At 58.4% G+C, this 18,665-nt stretch carries 17 protein-coding genes and 1 pseudogene; 12 read left to right on the top strand and 6 right to left on the bottom strand.

Annotated features, from left to right (window positions below; all coding sequences use genetic code 11):
• Positions 1–21 precede the first annotated feature (21 nt).
• Positions 22–1,698 carry an amidohydrolase gene (locus tag ACQR35_RS10165; protein WP_430269964.1) on the top strand — a complete coding sequence of 559 codons (1,677 nt, stop codon included), beginning with the start codon at positions 22–24 and terminating at the stop codon, positions 1,696–1,698.
• 374 nt (positions 1,699–2,072) lie between these two features.
• Positions 2,073–2,810 carry a polyprenol monophosphomannose synthase gene (locus tag ACQR35_RS10160; protein ID WP_430269963.1) on the top strand — a complete coding sequence of 246 codons (738 nt, stop codon included), beginning with the start codon at positions 2,073–2,075 and terminating at the stop codon, positions 2,808–2,810.
• Positions 2,811–2,919: 109 nt separating this feature from the next.
• Here ACQR35_RS10160 and ACQR35_RS10155 read toward each other — a convergent pair whose 3' ends face one another.
• From ACQR35_RS10155 to ACQR35_RS10135, 5 genes are all read right to left on the bottom strand, one after another.
• Complete coding sequence (locus tag ACQR35_RS10155; protein ID WP_430267147.1) at positions 2,920–3,267, bottom strand: RNA polymerase-binding protein RbpA; 348 nt, start codon at positions 3,265–3,267, stop codon at positions 2,920–2,922.
• Positions 3,268–3,442: 175 nt separating this feature from the next.
• Positions 3,443–4,462, bottom strand: coding sequence for an SPFH domain-containing protein (locus ACQR35_RS10150; protein WP_430267148.1), 1,020 nt, complete (start codon positions 4,460–4,462; stop codon positions 3,443–3,445).
• Positions 4,463–4,495: 33 nt separating this feature from the next.
• Complete coding sequence (locus tag ACQR35_RS10145; protein ID WP_430270018.1) at positions 4,496–4,966, bottom strand: NfeD family protein; 471 nt, start codon at positions 4,964–4,966, stop codon at positions 4,496–4,498.
• Positions 4,967–5,035: 69 nt separating this feature from the next.
• Positions 5,036–5,899, bottom strand: coding sequence for a putative RNA methyltransferase (locus ACQR35_RS10140; RefSeq protein ID WP_430269962.1), 864 nt, complete (start codon positions 5,897–5,899; stop codon positions 5,036–5,038).
• A 10-nt stretch (positions 5,900–5,909) separates the two neighbouring features.
• Complete coding sequence (locus tag ACQR35_RS10135) at positions 5,910–6,578, bottom strand: peptide deformylase (RefSeq protein WP_430269961.1); 669 nt, start codon at positions 6,576–6,578, stop codon at positions 5,910–5,912.
• Positions 6,579–6,612: 34 nt separating this feature from the next.
• Here ACQR35_RS10135 and ACQR35_RS10130 point away from each other — a divergent pair, with 34 nt between their 5' ends.
• From ACQR35_RS10130 to ACQR35_RS10100, 7 genes are all read left to right on the top strand, one after another.
• Positions 6,613–7,062, top strand: coding sequence for a nuclear transport factor 2 family protein (locus ACQR35_RS10130; protein ID WP_430269960.1), 450 nt, complete (start codon positions 6,613–6,615; stop codon positions 7,060–7,062).
• Positions 7,063–7,104: 42 nt separating this feature from the next.
• Positions 7,105–9,492, top strand: coding sequence for an ATP-binding cassette domain-containing protein (locus tag ACQR35_RS10125; protein WP_430269959.1), 2,388 nt, complete (start codon positions 7,105–7,107; stop codon positions 9,490–9,492).
• A 431-nt stretch (positions 9,493–9,923) separates the two neighbouring features.
• Positions 9,924–11,030: a tyrosine-type recombinase/integrase gene (locus tag ACQR35_RS10120; protein WP_430269958.1), complete on the top strand. Its 1,107-nt coding sequence runs from the start codon at positions 9,924–9,926 to the stop codon at positions 11,028–11,030.
• Entirely contained in the window at positions 11,024–11,362 is a 339-nt protein-coding gene (locus ACQR35_RS10115) for a helix-turn-helix domain-containing protein (protein ID WP_430269957.1), read from the top strand. Before ACQR35_RS10120 ends, ACQR35_RS10115 begins: the two co-directional genes overlap by 7 nt.
• On the top strand, positions 11,352–12,869 hold the full coding sequence (locus tag ACQR35_RS10110) for a recombinase XerD (protein ID WP_430269956.1): 1,518 nt from the start codon (positions 11,352–11,354) through the stop codon (positions 12,867–12,869). Before ACQR35_RS10115 ends, ACQR35_RS10110 begins: the two co-directional genes overlap by 11 nt.
• Positions 12,870–12,946: 77 nt before the next feature.
• Entirely contained in the window at positions 12,947–13,474 is a 528-nt protein-coding gene (locus ACQR35_RS10105) for a hypothetical protein (protein ID WP_366372583.1), read from the top strand.
• A gap of 239 nt (positions 13,475–13,713) precedes the next feature.
• Positions 13,714–13,878, top strand: a complete 165-nt coding sequence (locus ACQR35_RS10100) for a hypothetical protein (RefSeq protein WP_430269955.1) — start codon at positions 13,714–13,716, stop codon at positions 13,876–13,878.
• Positions 13,879–14,436: 558 nt separating this feature from the next.
• Here the strand turns inward: ACQR35_RS10100 and ACQR35_RS10095 are convergent.
• Positions 14,437–14,565, bottom strand: a pseudogene (locus tag ACQR35_RS10095) (DNA alkylation repair protein); the annotation flags it as partial.
• A 62-nt stretch (positions 14,566–14,627) separates the two neighbouring features.
• Here ACQR35_RS10095 and ACQR35_RS10090 point away from each other — a divergent pair.
• The 3 genes from ACQR35_RS10090 to ACQR35_RS10080 are packed head-to-tail and all read left to right on the top strand — an operon-like array spanning position 14,628 to position 18,289.
• A complete protein-coding gene (locus ACQR35_RS10090) occupies positions 14,628–15,491 on the top strand; it encodes a DUF4158 domain-containing protein (RefSeq protein ID WP_430269954.1) in 864 nt (287 codons plus the stop codon).
• Positions 15,488–17,593 carry a Tn3 family transposase gene (locus ACQR35_RS10085; RefSeq protein ID WP_430269953.1) on the top strand — a complete coding sequence of 702 codons (2,106 nt, stop codon included), beginning with the start codon at positions 15,488–15,490 and terminating at the stop codon, positions 17,591–17,593. The genes ACQR35_RS10090 and ACQR35_RS10085 overlap by 4 nt, the downstream gene beginning before the upstream one ends.
• 15 nt (positions 17,594–17,608) lie before the next feature.
• The gene (locus ACQR35_RS10080) at positions 17,609–18,289 is read left to right on the top strand and encodes a plasmid pRiA4b ORF-3 family protein (protein WP_236803071.1); all 681 of its coding nucleotides are present in this window, start codon (positions 17,609–17,611) and stop codon (positions 18,287–18,289) included.
• Positions 18,290–18,665 lie beyond the last annotated feature (376 nt).

Genomic DNA, 18,665 nt, shown 5'->3' with positions numbered 1-18,665 from the left:
CACCAACGAGAAAGACTGTAAATGAGCACCCCTACGCCTGCCCGGAATCTCACCTTGTACCGGAACGGATCCGTCTATTCAGCAGCTGACCCCTTTGCTTCGGCGATGCTTGTGGATGGTGACACCGTCGCGTGGATTGGCTCCGAACAAGCCGCCACATCCATTGCCGACTCTACGATGCACATTGTAGATTTGCAGGGTGCACTTGTTACCCCGGGTTTTGTTGATTCTCACGTGCATCTGACTGAGACAGGCGCAGCGCTGGCCAGCCTAAACCTCGCAGAAATCGGCTCCGCGCAAGAGCTTCTCGCCACCATTGAGGCCGGAGCTACTGCGAACGGTTCAGCTGTGCTCTTGGGTCACTCGTGGGACAATTCAGCCTGGCGTGATCATACCTTACCTACTTCGGAGCAATTAGCGCGCGCGGCCGCTGGCAAGGACTTCTATCTCACTCGCGTTGATGTTCATTCAGCGCTGGTGTCCCAGAAACTCGCTGAACAATCAGGGGCAACTTCACTGCCCGGCTGGGATGCTGTTCACTCACTCGTCACCCGCGAAGCTCATGCTGCTGTACGTCCCTTGGCCCGAAAATTTGCGCCTAGTCAGCTGCAAGAGTTTCAGCGCGCTGCCCTCCACGAAGCTGCACGCAATGGCTACGTAGCCTTGGCCGAAATGTCCTCACCACAAATAGCGGGCATGGATGACTTCCGCTTAGCTACGTCATGGACCAGCCAAGCTACAGCCACACCCTCGGTTTACGGATATTGGGGCCAATTAGTGTCCACCGAAGCCCAGGCTCGCGAACTTGTAGAGGCCCTCGGTTCCAAGGTTCGCGGCCTTGCAGGCGACTTGAATATGGACGGAGCTCTAGGTTCCCGCACGGCTGCGCTACGGACCGACTACGCCGACGCTGCGGGGGAGAGGGGCGCCGCTTATCTCAATGTGGAACAAGCTGCACAACATTTGGCTGCCTGCACACAAGCTGGCCTCCAAGGTGGATTCCACATGATCGGGGATGCCGCGTTGGACACAGCCCTCGAAGCCTTGGACAGAGTAGCTACGCAGCTTGGAGGCGGAGCCGTCCGGGCCGCCGCCCATCGCTTTGAACATGTAGAAATGGCTGACGCGCAGGCGATCGAACGCCTTGCTGCCCATTCAGTTACGGTGAGCGCCCAGCCTTCCTTCGATGCAACATGGGGAAGCGCGGACGGTATGTACGCTCAGCGTTTGGGTGAACGCCACGTTGGGATGAATCCTTTCGCTTCGATGTTCCGCGCCGGAGTGCCACTAGCTTTTGGTAGCGATTCACCGGTCACCGCTTTGCGCCCCTGGGACAGTATTCGTGCATGCTTGAACCACAACACCGCCTCAGAACGTATTTCTGCGCGAGCAGCATTTATTGGCCACACTCGTGCTGGTTGGCGGGCATTACGTGAATCAAATCCCTTGCTGGGACAGTTGGTCCCTGGTGCGCCAGCCAGCTTCGCCGTGTGGGAAGTGGAAGAACTGATGGTTCAGGTAGCCGACGAGCGCGTTCAATCGTGGAGTACCGATCCGCGTGCGCGTACACCCCTCTTGCCTGCACTCGATGGTGACGCAGAACCGATCTGTCTACAGACTGTGGCCAACGGTACGGAAATTTACTCTGCTGAACAGCTCGATTCCGCAGGAAATCATGAGGCATCCAAATGGCTCTGAACTGGGCCGATAAGAGTTATCCCAGTTCAGTGCATGGTTGACATGACTGTCACAGCACGTAGCATATTTGTTCAACGGGTTCCCGCGAGATGATCGTAGGAACTTGGCCACTCGCATCACTCGGGGCTACGTATTTTTCTCATATTCCTGCTGATGTAGCGGCACTTTAGGGCAGGTCCCACGGCAGCAGAAAACAGTTTCCCGGCTTTGGCTGGGCTCTTACTGGCCCGAAGCCGTGTGGGCCTGCCCTCTTTTAGTAAAATTTTCCATTGCTAATCTCACCTATAATGGAGAGTTGCGCCGCTTGCCGCCGGTTTTTCGACTGGGCTGCTGTGGCGCGAATATCGACCGCTCCTGCCAGGAAGGGCCACCGCGTGCGCGTACTGACCATCATTCCGACCTTCAACGAACTCGAATCGTTGCCAAAAACATTGGGCCGATTGCGTGCCGCCGTTCCGGCGTCGGATGTTCTGGTTGTAGACGACAACAGCCCTGACGGTACCGGGCAATTGGCAGATTCCTTGGCTGCAGAAGACAGCCAAGTCCATGTCCTGCACCGAAAAGGTAAAGAGGGGCTGGGCGCCGCCTACATCGCAGGCTTTAAGTGGGGGCTCGAAGCTGGCTACGACGTACTGGTTGAAATGGATGCAGATGGCTCTCACAAGCCTGAACAGCTGCCCTTACTCGTAGACGCCGTTGAGCAGGGGGCAGACCTTGCCATCGGATCTCGGTGGGTCAAGGGCGGCTCCGTAGTGAACTGGCCCTTGTACCGTCAACTGATCTCTCGCGCGGGCAGCACCTACGCCCGTTTGATGCTTGGCATGGGCATCAAGGACATCACGGCCGGCTTCAAGGCATTTCGGCGGACAACGCTGGAAGCAATTGGTCTGGACCAAGTTGCCTCAGTTGGTTACGGCTTTCAAGTAGACCTGAAATGGCGTACCGCAAAGCTCGGGCTGAAGATCGTAGAAGTACCGGTGACTTTTGTAGAGCGAGAATTTGGCTCTTCCAAGATGAGCGGCAACATTGTTGTTGAAGCCATGATCAACGTCACAAAGTGGGGTCTGGCCGATCGTTGGAAGCGCTTGAACAAGCGAAGCAACAAAGCTTAGATCTAGCACAAGACTAAAAGAGCGGGCTGGCACCATATGGTGCCAGCCCGCTCTTTTAGTCCCCAGCCTCTTAGCCAAAGACGTTAAACGTTCTGCTCAGGAAAAACCCCTAGGCGGAGGTACGCTCGCCGCGACGTTCGCGCAAGATATCAAGACGGTCCTGAAGGATGGTCTCGAGCTCTTCCAAACTACGACGCTCAAGCAGCATGTCCCAGTGAGTACGGACAGCCTTCTCATTGCCGTCCGTGGGCTTCTCGCCATCAACCAGCAGAGCCTCTTTGCCCGTCTTAGATGTCCAGACCGGCGGGATCTCAGCTTCCGCGGCAAAGGTCACAAAAACTTGCTCACCATCTGCACAGCGGTACTCAATGCGCTGGCGTGGAGCTGGCTCAACGCCGGACTCGGTCTCCATGCTCTGGGCGCCAAGTCGCATTCCTCGCAGGCTGCGGTCGCTCATATTTACTCCCTCATGTTGATGTGCGCGTTAGCTCAAACCGCGCAGGTGTTGCAGCTCAGACCGCATCTCGGCCTGCAAAACAACACCAAAATTCTTGCATTTAAAACAACGGTGGACGCTGTCCTTTTGTTCCGCGTAGTTGATCTAGGCGGACAAAGACTTAATCATACCGTTCTTAGAACTGATTTTCAGTTCCAGGGCCCGCTTCGGTAGGCGGTGTTGCCGGTGGAGTGGGAACTGTTGCCGGCCGAACCGGGGTGGGGGAGGCTTCGACGTCGGGCGTTTCGGTTTCTGAACCAAAGTCGAAACCGGGCTTGCCGCCTAAGGCGCTGCCAATTCCCTTGAGTGCTTCGCCCACCTCGCTGGGAATGATCCACAGCTTGTTGGAAGTACCTTCAGCCAATTTCGGTAGGGTCTGCAAGTACTGATAAGCGAGAAGCTTCTGGTCTGGTTTGCCCTTGTGAATGGCGTCGAAGACCTTCTGAATGGCCTGCGACTCACCGTCGGCTCGGAGGATCGCTGCTTTCGCGTCACCTTCGGCCTTAAGAATGGCTGCTTGGCGTTGACCTTCAGCGGTAAGGATCGCGGACTGCTTGGTACCTTCAGCGGTAAGAATCGCCGCACGGCGGTCACGCTCGGCACGCATCTGCTTCTCCATCGAGTCCTGGATGGAGTGGGGCGGATCAATGGCCTTGAGCTCAACACGGGAAACGCGAATGCCCCAACGGCCAGTGGCTTCATCAAGAACACCACGCAACTGACCGTTGATCTGGTCTCGAGACGTGAGCGCTTCTTCAAGGTTTAGGCCACCAACAACGTTACGCAGCGTAGTGGTGGTTAACTGCTCCACGGCCTGGATGTAGTTGGCGATCTCGTAGGTGGCTGCGCGCGGGTCGGTGACCTGGAAGTAGACCACTGTGTCAATTGAGACCACGAGGTTATCTTCTGTGATCACCGGCTGCGGCGGGAAGGAGACTACTTGTTCGCGAAGATCCAAAAGCGGCAGCAAGCGGTCAACAAAAGGAATCAGGACGGTAAGACCTGGGTTCAAAGTGCGCTGGTACTTACCCAAACGCTCCACCACACCAGCACGTGCTTGGGGAATAATGCGGACTGAGCGGACAAGTACTATGACCACCACAATGACGAATACCAACAGCACCACGGTGAGCGCGGTGCCTCCTGCTGTGTCCATACGTTTTTCTCTCCCCTGGTTGAATAACGAAATCTAGTGGTTGTTGTGCGCGCTGCCTGGAGCTGCGGGAATAACCACCGCGGTGGCTCCCTCAATGGCAGAGACCAGCGCCCGTTGACCCGGTTCTAGTTGAGGACCAGCGCTCCTGGCGCTCCACGTATCGCCACCAATTTTGATCAAGCCGCCGTGCTCGCTGACGCTTTCGATGATCACTGCTTCCAGACCAATCAGACGATCAACGTTACTGAGCTGCTCAGTTGGGCCTTTGCGGAGGTGGCGCAGGGCGATGGGCCGTACGAGGGCGATCATCAAGAGTGAGATCAAGCAGAAAATAATGACTTCGAGCCACAGCGGGGCCCCAAGGAAGTCGCTAATCAGCGCAGCAATGGCGCCGCCGCCGAGCATAATAAAAAACAAGTCGAGGGTAAGCATTTCTACTGCGGCACAAATCAAGAAAACAGTGAGCCATAACGCCCACCAGTTATTGCCGAGCCATTCAAACATCACTTCCCCCTAGATTTTAGGTGCAATGCGTGACTGCCGGTTGGAGCCGCGTTGCACCTGTTAAACATCCTAGCCGGATGCGGGCTCTGAATCTGGGAGCGGAAGATACGTACTGATAACAAACTCAGCATGCACGGTGGTGCTAGATTCCAACCGTCGTGTCAGTTCCTCGGCCCGCGAATCGTCCAAATGGTGGCCTGCCGGACCCATGCGGGCCAGATCTACAGTTTGGGCTGGTGAGAGCTCTAGGGGAATGCAAAGTTCCTCGCGAGACTGCAAGCTGAATGCCTGGTTCATGGTGGTGTCAAGGCGTTTGAGTTTGTCGTGTTCAATCCCTAACAGGTCCGCGGCCTGCGCTATTTCACGCAGGTGATTCGGCCCCGGTGTAACTACCACCAAGATTCCATCAGTTCGGAGGACACGAGCAAACTCACTCGCGTTGCGTGGCGCGAACACCACCATCACCATGTCCACGCTGGCTGCCTCAAGGGGGAGTGGCTGCCAGATGTCCCACACCACGTTGGCCGCTTGCGGGTTTAGCCTGGCAGCTCTGCGAAGGGCGAACTTTGAAATGTCCAAGGCAACGGCCGTTGCGGCGTGGTTCTGGAGCACTTTGTGCAGATAGTAGCCAGTGCCGGTTCCAGCGTCCAAAACTACTGGTGTGTGATCAACGGTGATTGGCACTTTGGCAGCAATTCGCTGTGCGAGCTCTTGATAGTGCCCTGCTTCAAGAAAGTTTGCCCGGGCCGCAGCCATCACCGCAGAATCTGCAGCGAACGCAGTGCCTTTCCCGGTAAGAAAATTAACGTATCCCTGTTTTGCTAGGTCAAACCGGTGCCCGGAGCCGCAGCTCAGTGAGCTCTCCTCCGTTTCGGCGGAGAATCTTGCTCCGCAGAGTGGGCACAGCAGGAGTGAGAACGCAGTGGAGGGCATGGTTTATATCCTAGAAGCCCAGTGAGGCTCGCGCAGTATCAAAACCTAGTTCGGCCCACTGCCCGTATTGGGAGTCAGCACACAAGGAACGAATAGAACAGCGGTCTATGTAGAGGGTGCCGTTCAGGTGGTCCGTCTCATGTTGGACAATTCTCGCTTGCCAACCGTTGAACGATGCCTTCTGCTGGCGCCCCTGAACATCGAAGTAATCGAGTTGAACGTCCACGGCTCGCTTCACAACTGCTTGAAGCCCTCGCACTGAGAGGCAACCTTCGTAGTGTTCGGCGTAGTCACCGCTGGTGGCTGTGTACTGTGGATTTACGACGGCGAAGAAGTCCAGCGGGTGCCGCGACCGCGCGGCAACAGCCTCCGGACCGACGTCGAACTTGTCTTCCAAAACAGCCAGCCGCAAAGGCACTCCGATCTGTGGTGCTGCGAGGCCCACGCCGGGGGCGTTGTGCATCACTTGGCGCATGATGTCGATCAAAGCGCCCAATTCTTCAGAAGTGAGTTGGCCATCAAACGGCAAACTCTGCTGGCGCAGTGCTGGATGTCCCACTTGCACGATCGGTGGCAATGCCTCTGCTTCGAGGATGGGCAGTACAAGTGAGCGGACTTGCTCAGGAGTGAACGCAGAGACTGGTGCGGCTGGGTGAGGTGATGAGTCTAAGAAGGACATGCATGGATTTTAGCCTTGCACTAGGCTTCACAGCATGACTGAACTGTCTCCGTTGGAGCTCGCAACGAAATTTGTCCAGGCCATGGAAGCCGGCGCAGGCGCCGAAGAGATTCGCCCACTCTTGGCTGAGGACTTTATTCTCACCGAGTGGCCCCACGCGCTTAATCCTGAGGGCGGAACGCGGAATCTTGAGCAGACTCTTTCCGGCGCCGAACAAGCCCATCAAGTGGTGTCTGAACAGAGTTACAGAATTAAACGCTCCACTGTTCAAGGCGAACGGGTAGTACTGGAAATTGAGTGGAGTGCCACAGCCATGATTGACCTCAATTTTTGGAATACCGGGCAAAAAATGCGCGCCCGAGTGATCTCCATCTTCGAAGTAAAAAACGGACAAATTCAGAGTCAAGATAGCTACGACTGTTACTACACCAATGACCACCCCGAGCCTGTGATCGACCTTGGTGATTTGTCATGGCTGAGTTAAAACAAATTTCTAGCCGATCCACGCGACGGAGTGCCACTAAGCATGAGTAAGAGTGCCAACGCAGCGGAGCTCGATTCCGCCGATTCCCACAACATCATTCGTGTAGAAGGTGCTCGGGAGAACAATCTCAAGAACATCAGCGTTGAGCTACCAAAACGCCGCCTAACGGTGTTCACCGGGGTTTCTGGGTCCGGGAAGAGCTCCCTGGTCTTTGCAACTATCGCTGCTGAGTCTCAGCGGATGATTAATGAGACATACAGTTCCTTTGTCCAGGGTTTTATGCCGAGTCTCGCGAGGCCCGAAGTGGACCATCTTGAGGGCCTGACCACTGCAATCATCGTTGACCAAGAACGGCTAGGTGCTAATCCACGCTCCACCGTGGGTACCGCCACGGACGCCCATGCGATGCTGCGAATTCTATTCAGTCGTCTGGGCAAGCCATTTGTTGGACCGCCCACCGCGTTCTCCTTTAACGTTCCCACTCGCCGTGCAGGCGGAGTTATGAGCACGGAGAAGGCTGGCCGCGTTGAGAAACACGTGGTGAAAGACGCTGTATACCTCGGAGGCATGTGCCCACGCTGTGAGGGTATGGGCAATGTCAGCGACATTGATCTCACGGCCCTCTACGACGATTCTCTATCTCTCCAAGAAGGAGCGCTCACTGTTCCCGGCTATTCCATGGATGGCTGGTACGGGCGGCTCTTCGAGGGTATGGGTCTGCCCATGGACAAACCGATCGCCAGCTTCACCAAGCGGCAGCTGGAAACCATGCTGTATTCAGAGCCCACCAAGATCAAAGTAGAGGGCGTTAACCTCACCTTTGAAGGCATCATCCCTAAGATCCAGAAGTCGATGCTGTCTAAGGACCCGGAGGCTATGCAGCCTCACGTACGTCGCTTTGTTGAACGGGCTGTGACCTTCCAACAATGCCCAGAGTGCGGCGGTGCCCGTCTCACCAAGGACGTCCTTGGTTCCAAGATCCAGGGCAAGAACATTGCCGAACTGTGTTCCATGCAGATCAGTGATCTGGCAGAGTGGATGCGCCAGATTGATGAGCTGTCGGTGGCGCCTTTAGTCCGTGGGCTGCAGCACTTGCTGGATTCATTCGCTGAAATTGGTTTGGGTTACCTGTCACTGGATCGGCCCGCTGGGACTCTGTCCGGCGGCGAGGCGCAGCGCACCAAAATGATCCGCCATTTGGGGTCCTCGCTAACGGATGTCACGTACGTTTTTGATGAACCCTCTATTGGCCTACATCCGCACGATATTGAGCGGATGAATAACCTTTTGCTGCAGCTACGGGACAAAGGCAACACTGTCTTGGTAGTGGAGCACAAGCCCGAAATGATCGGCATTGCCGACCATGTGGTGGATCTGGGGCCCGGTGCAGGTACTTCTGGCGGAACCATTTGCTACGAGGGAACAGTTGACGGGTTGCGGGGGAGTGACACTATCACTGGCCGGCACCTTGATGACCGTGCCAGCTTTAAGGCCTCGGTACGCAAGTCCAAGAGTGTGCTTGAGGTACGCGGGGCCAAGGAACACAACCTCAAAGACGTCTCAGTGGACATTCCTCTGGGTGTGCTCACGGTGGTGACCGGTGTTGCAGGTTCCGGCAAGAGCTCTTTGATTCACGGATCGGTTGCCGGCCGCGATGGCGTCGTGGTGATTGATCAAACGGCTATCAAGGGCTCACGGCGCAGTAACCCGGCCACCTACACCGGCCTACTCGAGCCGATTCGCAAAGCGTTTGCCAAGGCCAATGGCGTGAAACCTGCACTGTTCAGTTCAAATTCCGAGGGGGCCTGCCCCACCTGCAATGGTGCCGGGGTCATCTATACAGAACTCGGCGTTATGGCGACAGTTGAATCGGTGTGTGAAGAGTGCGAAGGCCGCCGCTTTCAGGCGTCTGTGTTGGAGTACAGACTCGGTGAGCGCAACATCGCTGAGGTGCTGGCGATGGGCGTTAGTGAAGCATTGGACTTTTTTTGCGGGGGAGAGGCGGCGTTACCTGCGGCTCAGAAGATTCTGGAGCGGCTCAAAGACGTTGGCCTAGGTTACCTGTCACTCGGTCAAGCTCTCACCACGCTATCGGGTGGTGAGCGCCAAAGACTTAAGCTGGCTACGCAGATGGCTGAGAAAGGTGAGGTCTATATCCTTGACGAACCCACCACGGGCCTGCACCTAGCCGACGTCGAGCAGCTCTTAGGGCTCTTGGACCGACTGGTTAATTCGGGCAAGTCTGTAGTGGTGATTGAACACCACCAAGCAGTGATGGCACATGCCGACTGGATCATCGATCTGGGTCCAGGTGCAGGTCATGAGGGCGGCCAGGTGGTGTTCGAAGGCACGCCTGAGGATCTAGCGAACGACGGCGGGACCCTCACCGGGCGCCACCTTGCCGCTTATGTTGGGAAGCGAATCAATTAGAACTCGAACTCGTCAGTCTTCGGGATGCAGGCTCGCATCAGCATCTGTAAAGCGCCAAAAGCAAATTGCGCAGAACAGGTGGCGTCGTCCACGAACCTGATGTCCAGTCGATGTCACCCCTCCTGCACACCTCACACTAACGCCGATAATCTACATTATGTAAAGTAGTACTCTGCGTATTGCATCAGATGAATCAATCGTCCCGATCCCCCGGGACCAGCAAGGAGTTCTCTAACTTCCTTGAGATTCCGCGGAATATGAAGCCTGTCAGTTCTGATGTGCAGCTGACCAGACGCTGCGGACGGCTGCAACACCCAGCCCTCGAAGCTGCCGATACAAGCGTCTGAGCTGCGGCTTTGTGCCGATGATGCATTTAATGAATCATTGATTCAGGATTTGAACAAAAACTTCGACGAAACTGTGGGGCGAAAATGGCGGTCGACGCGTCCGGGCGGGTGCTGCATCTGAGCGCTGTTCAGCTGCTGCATCCCGAGGAACAGACGCTTGAGGACATGCTGGCCGGGTGGCGCAACCAGCAGCTCTCCAGGAACCTCCAGTTCGACACGATCGACAAGGGCATCGAGTGCGTCCGCCGGTTCGTGAACCATGTGAACGAGTTCCCGTGGAACTGGGCACCGGAGCATGTCGAGGAGTATTTCGGTGACCTCCGCTCGATCCACCAGCTGAAGCACTCCACCGTCCGCGGCTATCAGTCGACGCTCCGCCGGTTCACGTCATACGTCTCGAACCCGGACTACGGCTGGGACCGGGTCTGCGAACAGCGTTTCGGCACACACCCCTCCCAGGTCTTCTTTGACTGGAACACTGCCTCCCACACACAGGAGTACGAGGGACGCGCCTCCAAGCGGCCCTTCACCAAGACCGAACTGCAGATGCTGTTCGATCACGCCGACGATCAGGTCGAACTCATCGCCGCCTCAGGCAAGAAAGGCTGGCAGGTAGCCTACCGGGACGCCGTCATGCTGAAAGTCGCCTACTCGTACGGGCTCAGATTCAACGAGCTCCGGCACCTGCAAACCATCGACTTTGCGGCCAACCCCCAAGCACGAAGGTTCGGCAAGGCAGGCGTCTGCAAGGTCCGGTTCGGCAAATCACGCAAGGGCTCCCCGCACAAACCCCGCAGCGTCCTGACGGTCTTCGACTGGACCGCCGGCGTTATCGAGGACTGGCTCGCCAACGGACGCGGCACGCTCGACACGCTGGACCTGTTCCCCAGCGAACGCGGCGGCCTGATCTGTGAATCCACCCTGCTGCGCCGGCTCCGGCGCTACCTCAACGAGCTGGGCCTGCCGCTGGATGGCCTGGACCTGCACTCGCTCCGGCGCTCCTATGCAACGCACCTGCTGGAGGACGGATGGGATCCTAGATTCGTGCAACATCAGATGGGCCACGAACACGCCTCAACCACCGGGATCTACCAGTTCGTCAGCGACGACTTCCGCAACGCGACCCTCCGGGCGGCGCTGGACCGCACCATGGATGAAGTCCTGGGCGTGCAGATGAGGGGTCAATGGTGAGACGCGAAGTCGAATACAAATGGCGGCTCTCCGAGCTCATGGCAGCGCGGGGACTGCACAACACCACGGACCTCATCCCCCTGCTGGCCGAGCGCGGCATCACCTTGTCCCGGCCACAGGTCTACCGGCTCGTCAACCAGAAACCCGAACGCGTTGCGCTGCAGGTCATCGCGGCGATCTGCGACATCTTCTCCTGCGGACCCGAGGACCTCATCACCGTCACAGCCGCCGACGTCCGCGCCCGCAAGACAGGAACCAGCGCCCCCAACGTCGTTGACCTGAACCGCACCGTCAGACCACAACGGGCACGCATCATCGACGATGACCACTGACAAACCCGAAGGCCTCAGCCCCCGCAGCACCAGCCGCGGCCGGCCCCGCACCACCGGGACCGCGACGTGCGCACGTTGCGGCCGGGCCGCCGGCCGAACACGCGCCACCTGGCCCGAAGGCCGAATCTGCGGGCCCTGCTTCACCGCCGCCACCCGCACCACCGGGACCTGTCCGGATTGCGGCCAGCACAGACTTCTACCCGGACCACCGGACAGCAACGGAGGGCCCCGCTGCGCGCCCTGCGCCGGCATCCTCCATGACTTTCACTGCACCCGCTGCAATGTTGAAGGTGAGTTCTACCGACGCGGTATCTGCGCCCGCTGCGCCCTCCGGGAGGACCTCAATGAGCAACTGCTGACAGAATCTTCCGACCCCGAAACAGCCAGCAGAATTGTCGATGTCCTCTGCAAAGCAGACCGGCCTGAAAGCATTATCACGTGGAAGCGCTCCCCCAAAGTCCAAGCCCTCCTCCGCTCTCTATCGAGCGGGGAGACTCCGCTGACGCACGAAGGACTCGATGCCGCGGCTGAGTCAGCGAACCGCGAAGCCAATCACCTGCGCGCCTTGTTCATTCATCACGGACTCCTCCCCTACCAGGACCCGTATTTGGCCCGGTTCGAGACCTGGGTTGACGACAAGCTCCGCGACTTGTCCGAGGAGGTCGCCAAACCCGTCGCGCAGTTCGCCACCTGGCATCACCTCCGGCGCATCCGATCCATGACAACACCGGAGAAGAGTGCCCAGGCCCCGGTGCACTCCGCCAAACAGGAGATCACGGAGACCATCAAGTTTCTGGACTGGCTCTGGGAAACCCACCAGCGGACAGCGGCGAACTGCACCCAACAAGACATCGAAACCTGGCTCGCAACCGGTCCCACGACCAGAAAAGCCATCCGCACCTTCATCGTCTTCATCAAGAACACCGGCACAAACCACCGAGTGGACATGGGCCACTACACAGCCAAGACCCGCCCCGCGATCACCCAGGACCAGCGCGTGGCCTGGCTCCGGGAACTGCTTACAGGCACCAGCGAGTCCCTGACCTACCGAGTCGCCGGCATCCTGCTGCTTCTCTACGCCCAGCCGCTCGTTCGGGTCGCCAAACTCCGGACCGACGCTATCGAAACCAATGAAAGCACCGGCAACATGTGGATCACCTTCGGCCCGCATCCAGTGCCCATTCCCGAACCTTTCGCCGACTTGCTTCGAGAGCACCTTAAAGGCCGTCCGAATCTCAGAACAGGATCAGACGCACAAAGCCCTTGGCTCTTCCCGGGGACCCGGGCCGGACAACCACTTCACCCAAACGGCATCATGGATAGGCTCCGCAGCCTGGGCATCGACCTGCGCGGCGCACGAAACACTGCCCTGGACGAACACCTGTTAGTCTCACCGCCGCCACTGGTCGCCGACGCCCTCGGCTACAGCCATCAAATCGCGTTCCTCCACGCCGACGCAGCAGGCGACGCCTGGTCCCGCTACGTCAACCTCCGAACCAAACCATGACCTTCCCGCCGCAGCTCGGGCCACGACTACACGCACTTTCCTCCGCCACGACTGTCAGCCTGCGCTAGGCTCACCCCATGACGGTGCATGGCCAGTTCCAAGGAGATCGAGCCCGCACGCCCGAAGAGGAGAAGTTCCTGAAGGAGCTCGCTCGCGGCATCGCCGGCTGGCCCCCGACGAACCCCAAGCTTGATTCCTTTAAAGTGTTCGCACGCATCAAACCGCTAGTCGTGATTCTGGACGTCCCTGGTATCGAGACGCCGGACGCGTGCACACTTCAGGTTGCGTACTGGCACGACGGACCCAGCGGCCGCACTTTGGAAGGTGAATGGGGAGATAGCCACGTCTTGGACAACCATGTCTACGACGGAGATGGCCTCACAATTATCGGCTTGGAGGAAGCGCCGGATACCTACGGCCACTTCGCAGCCAACTGGCTGGAACGTCAGCTTAAACGCCCCGTGGAACGGCTTGATTGGCTACAGGGTGGACAGGCCAAGGAGTCAACATGGCGCCTGCAAGACTCGGGAAAAATAATTGCCCGCAGTGGCCGGTCGTTGCGCCTTCCCTCCAAACAACCCGATCGCGTGCTCAAAGTTCGGTAGGGAGATTGGCTCTTCGGCTGCTATTTCCACTGACCAAGCGGCCCTACCGCAGGATGAATACGCTCACTTTGAATCCGCAGGGATGCCAGTAAGGTCAAGTTGGGACTCCCTCACTTGATTTCAACACTTGCTTTCGGGCAGTTTCGGCGTAGACCTCCCGCTCGCGATCGCTCGTCGATGTTCACGCCATCAGCTACGCTGACGTTGATCACATGCAGAGGAAACTCTTTGGGGGAAAAATGAATGACGTAGTTTTATCCGTGATTTTTGCAGCCATCTTTTTCTACATCCTGTATGGCGTCATCCGAGCGGCAACTAGGGACGGCATTATTGCAGCACGTAAGGCGGCAGCAGCTGACTCCCGGAATGAACGCAGGGCCGATCACGACCAGCCCGCATCTTGACGGCTGGCCTTCACCAGGCCACGGGTACCTCCGCTCTGAGGCGTCGGCATTGATAGGAACTGGTGATTTGGCGTGGCAGCGTGCATCGGAAGAAGTGCTCTTGTGGAAGGTCAAAACACGTTTGACCAAGAGCTCGTCAGCGGCATTAGATCCAAGACGTCCGCAGAACGAGCGCGCTTGCTCAGACGGCGACAAAACAATCCTGGCGGCCGTAATCGTCTGAGAGAACTCGATCGCAGCATCCATCAGCTGACACCCAACTCGCAGGTGGGACGTGCAAAAGTACATTGGGCTTGTCCCCCGCGTGTCTGCACACGCATCGGTCTAGAACACCGCCGAACAACAACCGCCTACTACAACTCCACCTGCGAGTTGTTTGTCAGTCCGGAGAACTAGCCTGCCATTCGTTTAGCCAATGCCATCGTGTCACCTGTCTGCTGTAGTTACCCGGTGTAATCGGCGCCATTACGCGTTGTGACGGTGCCGCTGACATTCCATGCGGCTGTGGTGGTGGCGGAAAATCACGCGCTCAGCATAAGCTTGCCCGCGGCGTTCATTTCATTGGCCTTCTTTTCGCCTCACCATCTCGTTGATCCACAAAGGCGCAAAGGGCGAAGTGCAATTGGGGGGCGTCGGATAATCTCGCAAAACGCCAAGTCTCTCGCCAATTGTTAGGGCCCGCTCACGCAACGCGGCCCGGTAGTCCTGAAGGTGTCTTCAGGGGCAATCAGGTGTGGTTGAGTTCTGGTATGGGCCTTGAGCTGACGAGCGAACTCCTTGATTCGTGGACGCTGGTTGATGACGATGTGGCATTGATGGCGCGGAAGTCAGGAGCGACTCGGGCAGGGTTTGCTGTGTTGCTGAAGTTTTTTCAGCAACATGCCAGATTCCCGGGTAGCCCTTCTGACCTTCCACCGGGAGCTTTGAACTATATTGCGGCGCAGATTTCTGTTCCTCCCGTTGCGCTGGCTCCCTATTGGGGTGGGCGCTCGATCAAGTACCACCGGGCCGAGATCCGGTCCCATTTTGGTTTCCGTGAGTTCACGACCGCTGATGAGGCCCGGCTGGCTGGGTGGTTGGCGGAGAGGGTGTGCCCGTCTGAGGTTCGAGAGTCTGCGCTTGTGGAGGCTTCGCTGTCCCGGTGTCGTCAGGAGCGGATTGAGCCGCCGGGACGTGCGGGCAGGATTGTTGGTGCTGGCCGGGCGTTGTTTGAGCAGCGCCTGTGTGCTGATGTCCTCCAGGTTCTAGGCCCGGACGGCGCGGCTGGGCTGAAGGCCCTGGTCGCTGATGGAGCAGCGGGTTCTTTATTGACGGTGTTGAAAGCTGATCCGGGCCCGGCTGGTTTGGAGTCGTTGCTGGCGGAGGTGGAGAAGCTTTCAGCAGCCCAGGCTCTTGATTTACCGGCTGGTTTGTTTGCCGGGGTGTCGGAGAAGGTCGTGAGTGCCTGGCGGGCGCGGGCGGCACGGATGTATCCATCGGATTTCCAGGACGCGCCGGCGCCGGTGCGGTTGACGCTGTTGGCGGCGCTGTGTCATCAACGGACGGCAGAGATAGCTGACAGTCTGGTCGATTTGCTACTCGTGCTGGTGTTGAAGTTCAATACAGCGCGGTGAGGAAGGTCGAGAAAGAACTGACCGAGGATCTGCAAAGGGTGCGCGGCAAGACGGCATTGCTGTTCAAACTGGCCGAGACAGCGATTGCGCTCCCCGATGAGACGGTCCGGGAGGCCGTGTTCCCGGTGGTGAGTGAGAAAACCCTGCGGCAACTGGTCCAGGAGGCGAAAGCCAACGAGAGCGTGTTCCAGGGCAAGGTGAGGACGGTGTTGCGGGGTTCGTACTCGAATCATTACCGGCGGATGTTACCGGCGCTGCTGTCCGTGCTGCGGTTCCGGTGCCATAACACGGCGTTCCGGCCCATCATGGATGCCATCGCGTTGCTGGAACGGTATGCGGATGCTGGAAGTAAGAGCCAGTTCTTCGCGCCCGGAGAGGTAGTCCCGGTTGCGGGTGTGGTGCCCAGGTCTTGGGAGGGCGCTGTCCGCGACGAGAAGGGCAGGATCGAGCGGATCCCGTACGAGCTGTGCCTGCTCGTGTCCTTACGGGACGCTTTGCGCCGCCGCGAGGTTTTCGTTGACGGGGCGGGGAAATGGCGGGACCCGGAAGAGGACCTTCCCCAGGACTTCGACGCTTCCCGTGAGCTCCACTACGAGGCCCTGCAGAAACCGTTGGACCCGGCCAGGTTCATTCTTGATCTTCAGTCCAGAATGAGGAGGTCACTGGAGCACCTGGATAAGGGGCTGCCGGCCGATACCACCGGTGGAGTGAAGATCACCAGACGCCGTGGGGCGCCGTGGATAAAGGTCCCCAAGCTGGAAAAACTCGACGAGCCGGTGAATCTGGGCAAACTCAAGGCCGAGGTCCTGGCCCGGTGGGGCACCCTGGACTTGCTAGAAGTCCTCAAGGAAGCGGACTTCCTGACCGGGTTTACCGGGGAGTTTGTTTCCGTGGCCTCCCGTGAGGTCCTTGACCGTGAGACCCTGCGCAGGCGTTTGCTGTTGTGCCTGTTCGGGCTTGGGACGAACATGGGCATCAAAGCGGTCACTGATGCCGGCGGTCACGGAGAGACGGAGCGGGAGCTACGCCATGTGCGCCGGACGTTCATTACGAAGGATAATCTGCGCCAGGCGATCGTGAAGGTCGTCAACGCCACGTTCGAGGCCAGGAACCCTCACTGGTGGGGTGAAGGGAACGCCTGTGCGTCGGATTCGAAAAAGTTCGGCTCCTGGGAATCAAACCTGATGACCGAATGGCACAACCGCTACGGTGGTCCCGGCGTGATGATCTACTGGCACGTGGAAAAGAAATCGACCTGCATCTATTCCCAGCTGAAGAACTGTTCCTCCTCCGAGGTCGCGGCGATGATCGAAGGCGTTCTGCGCCACGACACCGACGCCGAGATCGAAGCAAACTACGTCGATACCCACGGGGCCTCGATCGTGGGGTTCGCGTTCACCGAACTCCTGGGGTTCAAGCTGTTGCCGAGGTTGAAGAACATCGGCTCGATCCGCCTCTACCGGGCCAGCAATGAAGAAGCCTACGCCGAGATCAATGACGTGTTGTCCAGGCCGATCAATTGGGAGATCATCGCCCAGCAATACGATCAGATGGTCAAATACGCCACGGCCCTCAAACTCGGCACGGCAGAGTCGGAGACGATCCTGCGCCGTTTCACCCGGGGCGGGCCCAAACACCCCACGTACCAGGCCCTGGAGGAACTGGGCCGGGCCGTGCGGACGATCTTCGCCGCCGACTACCTCGCCAGCGAAGACCTGCGACGCGAAATCAATTCCGGTTTGCAGGTAGTGGAGAACTGGAACAGCGGAAACGACGTCGTCTTCTACGGTAAAAACCGTGACCTCACGGGCCCTGACCGTGAAACGACCGAAGTGTCCATGCTCGCCCTGCACCTGCTCCAATCCTCCCTGGTCCTGGTCAACACCCTGCTGCTGCAAACCGTGCTCGAGGTCAAGGAGTTCACCGGACTGCTCGAACCGGAAGACCGCAGGGGCCTCACACCGTTGTTCTGGACCCATATCAACCCCTACGGACGCTTCACCCTCGACATGAACACCCACCTGAACCTGGGCCAGATCTCTGCCGAACCCGAACACCGTACCCCCGGTGACAACCGCTTGGCCCAGGCCGCTGCTCTGTGATGGAAAGGACCCCCTATGGCCACGAATGAGAGATCCACGCCAAGAACCAAAGGCAAGCTTCTGCGCGCCAGAGTCCACCTCGTCGGGAGTAAACCAAAGATCTGGCGGCTATTCGAAGTCGATTCCAGCCTTTACCTGGACGAATTCCACGACGTTCTGCAGGTGATCATTGGCTGGGAAAACTCCCACCTGCATTCCTTTACCGACCGCAACCCGAACACCCCGGGCCGCGGACGGACACAGGCCAGGTCTTGGGCGCCTGCCTACGTCAGGGCAGAAGACGAGGAGGGCTGGTACCTGCCTGAAGAGACCGTCCAGCTCGGGAAAGTCCTCAACGAAGGCTCAACCCCGCTGTTCTACGCATACGACTTCGGCGATAGCTGGCTCCACCGCATCGACTGGATCGAAACCGTCAGGAAAACCGGTGACGACGCCCATGCCCGGGTGATCCGCGGTAAACGACGCTGCCCCCTGGAGGACTCCGGTGGAATCGGCGGCTATGAAGACCTCATCGCCACTCTGGCCAACCCTGATGCCGTCGATGAATCAGACCGCGAGCACCTCCAGGGCCTGCACGAATGGGCCCAAGGAACCGCGCAACGATCCGGCGGAGAGGAAACTTTCGATCCCGCACACTTCGACCCGGTCAAAGTCAACGAAGAACTCGGCAGACTCTTCACACCCGAAGGAAACTGACCAAGTGCCGGCCACGGCACAGCCAGGCCTGGCACCAATGGCATTGTGCCGGCATGCCTTAGCGAGTTTTTGTCTCCGCGTGGACGGCGCAGGAAACGCCAAGGATTGACGTAGTTTCCAGGAACTGGCGAGCAGGATCCCCCATCTGTCAAGTACCGTTGCGCTCGGCTGTCCATGAGGTCAGCCGGTCTCATGTTCTGTATTGAAAGGACTCCCCTGTCATGGCAGGAATCATCCCCTGGCTGGGTGCGCTGGGCACCACAGGAAAAGCCGTTGTTGTAGCATCCGTCGTTGCCGCTGGTGGCACCGGTGCAGCAGTGGCCGCCACCGCCACCGTTGCGCCGACCGATGCGACGTCCACTGTGTCGCCGGCCGC

The sequence above is a fragment of the Pseudarthrobacter sp. J1738 genome (assembly GCF_050490315.1).
Classification (GTDB): Bacteria; Actinomycetota; Actinomycetes; order Actinomycetales; family Micrococcaceae; genus JBNPEO01.
Note: the sequence above shows the minus strand (reverse complement) of the source record. Positions and strands in the feature narration are given on the sequence as shown.

Coding starts and splice junctions, on each gene's coding strand:
- ACQR35_RS10165 (WP_430269964.1), top strand. CDS start 22: ATGAGCACCCCTACGCCTGCCCGGAATCTCACCTTGTACCGGAACGGA.
- ACQR35_RS10155 (WP_430267147.1), bottom strand. CDS start 3,267: ATGAGCGACCGCAGCCTGCGAGGAATGCGACTTGGCGCCCAGAGCATG.
- ACQR35_RS10150 (WP_430267148.1), bottom strand. CDS start 4,462: ATGGACACAGCAGGAGGCACCGCGCTCACCGTGGTGCTGTTGGTATTC.
- ACQR35_RS10145 (WP_430270018.1), bottom strand. CDS start 4,966: ATGTTTGAATGGCTCGGCAATAACTGGTGGGCGTTATGGCTCACTGTT.
- ACQR35_RS10140 (WP_430269962.1), bottom strand. CDS start 5,899: ATGCCCTCCACTGCGTTCTCACTCCTGCTGTGCCCACTCTGCGGAGCA.
- ACQR35_RS10135 (WP_430269961.1), bottom strand. CDS start 6,578: ATGTCCTTCTTAGACTCATCACCTCACCCAGCCGCACCAGTCTCTGCG.
- ACQR35_RS10130 (WP_430269960.1), top strand. CDS start 6,613: ATGACTGAACTGTCTCCGTTGGAGCTCGCAACGAAATTTGTCCAGGCC.
- ACQR35_RS10125 (WP_430269959.1), top strand. CDS start 7,105: ATGAGTAAGAGTGCCAACGCAGCGGAGCTCGATTCCGCCGATTCCCAC.
- ACQR35_RS10120 (WP_430269958.1), top strand. CDS start 9,924: ATGGCGGTCGACGCGTCCGGGCGGGTGCTGCATCTGAGCGCTGTTCAG.
- ACQR35_RS10115 (WP_430269957.1), top strand. CDS start 11,024: ATGGTGAGACGCGAAGTCGAATACAAATGGCGGCTCTCCGAGCTCATG.
- ACQR35_RS10110 (WP_430269956.1), top strand. CDS start 11,352: ATGACCACTGACAAACCCGAAGGCCTCAGCCCCCGCAGCACCAGCCGC.
- ACQR35_RS10105 (WP_366372583.1), top strand. CDS start 12,947: ATGACGGTGCATGGCCAGTTCCAAGGAGATCGAGCCCGCACGCCCGAA.
- ACQR35_RS10100 (WP_430269955.1), top strand. CDS start 13,714: ATGAATGACGTAGTTTTATCCGTGATTTTTGCAGCCATCTTTTTCTAC.
- ACQR35_RS10090 (WP_430269954.1), top strand. CDS start 14,628: ATGGGCCTTGAGCTGACGAGCGAACTCCTTGATTCGTGGACGCTGGTT.
- ACQR35_RS10080 (WP_236803071.1), top strand. CDS start 17,609: ATGGCCACGAATGAGAGATCCACGCCAAGAACCAAAGGCAAGCTTCTG.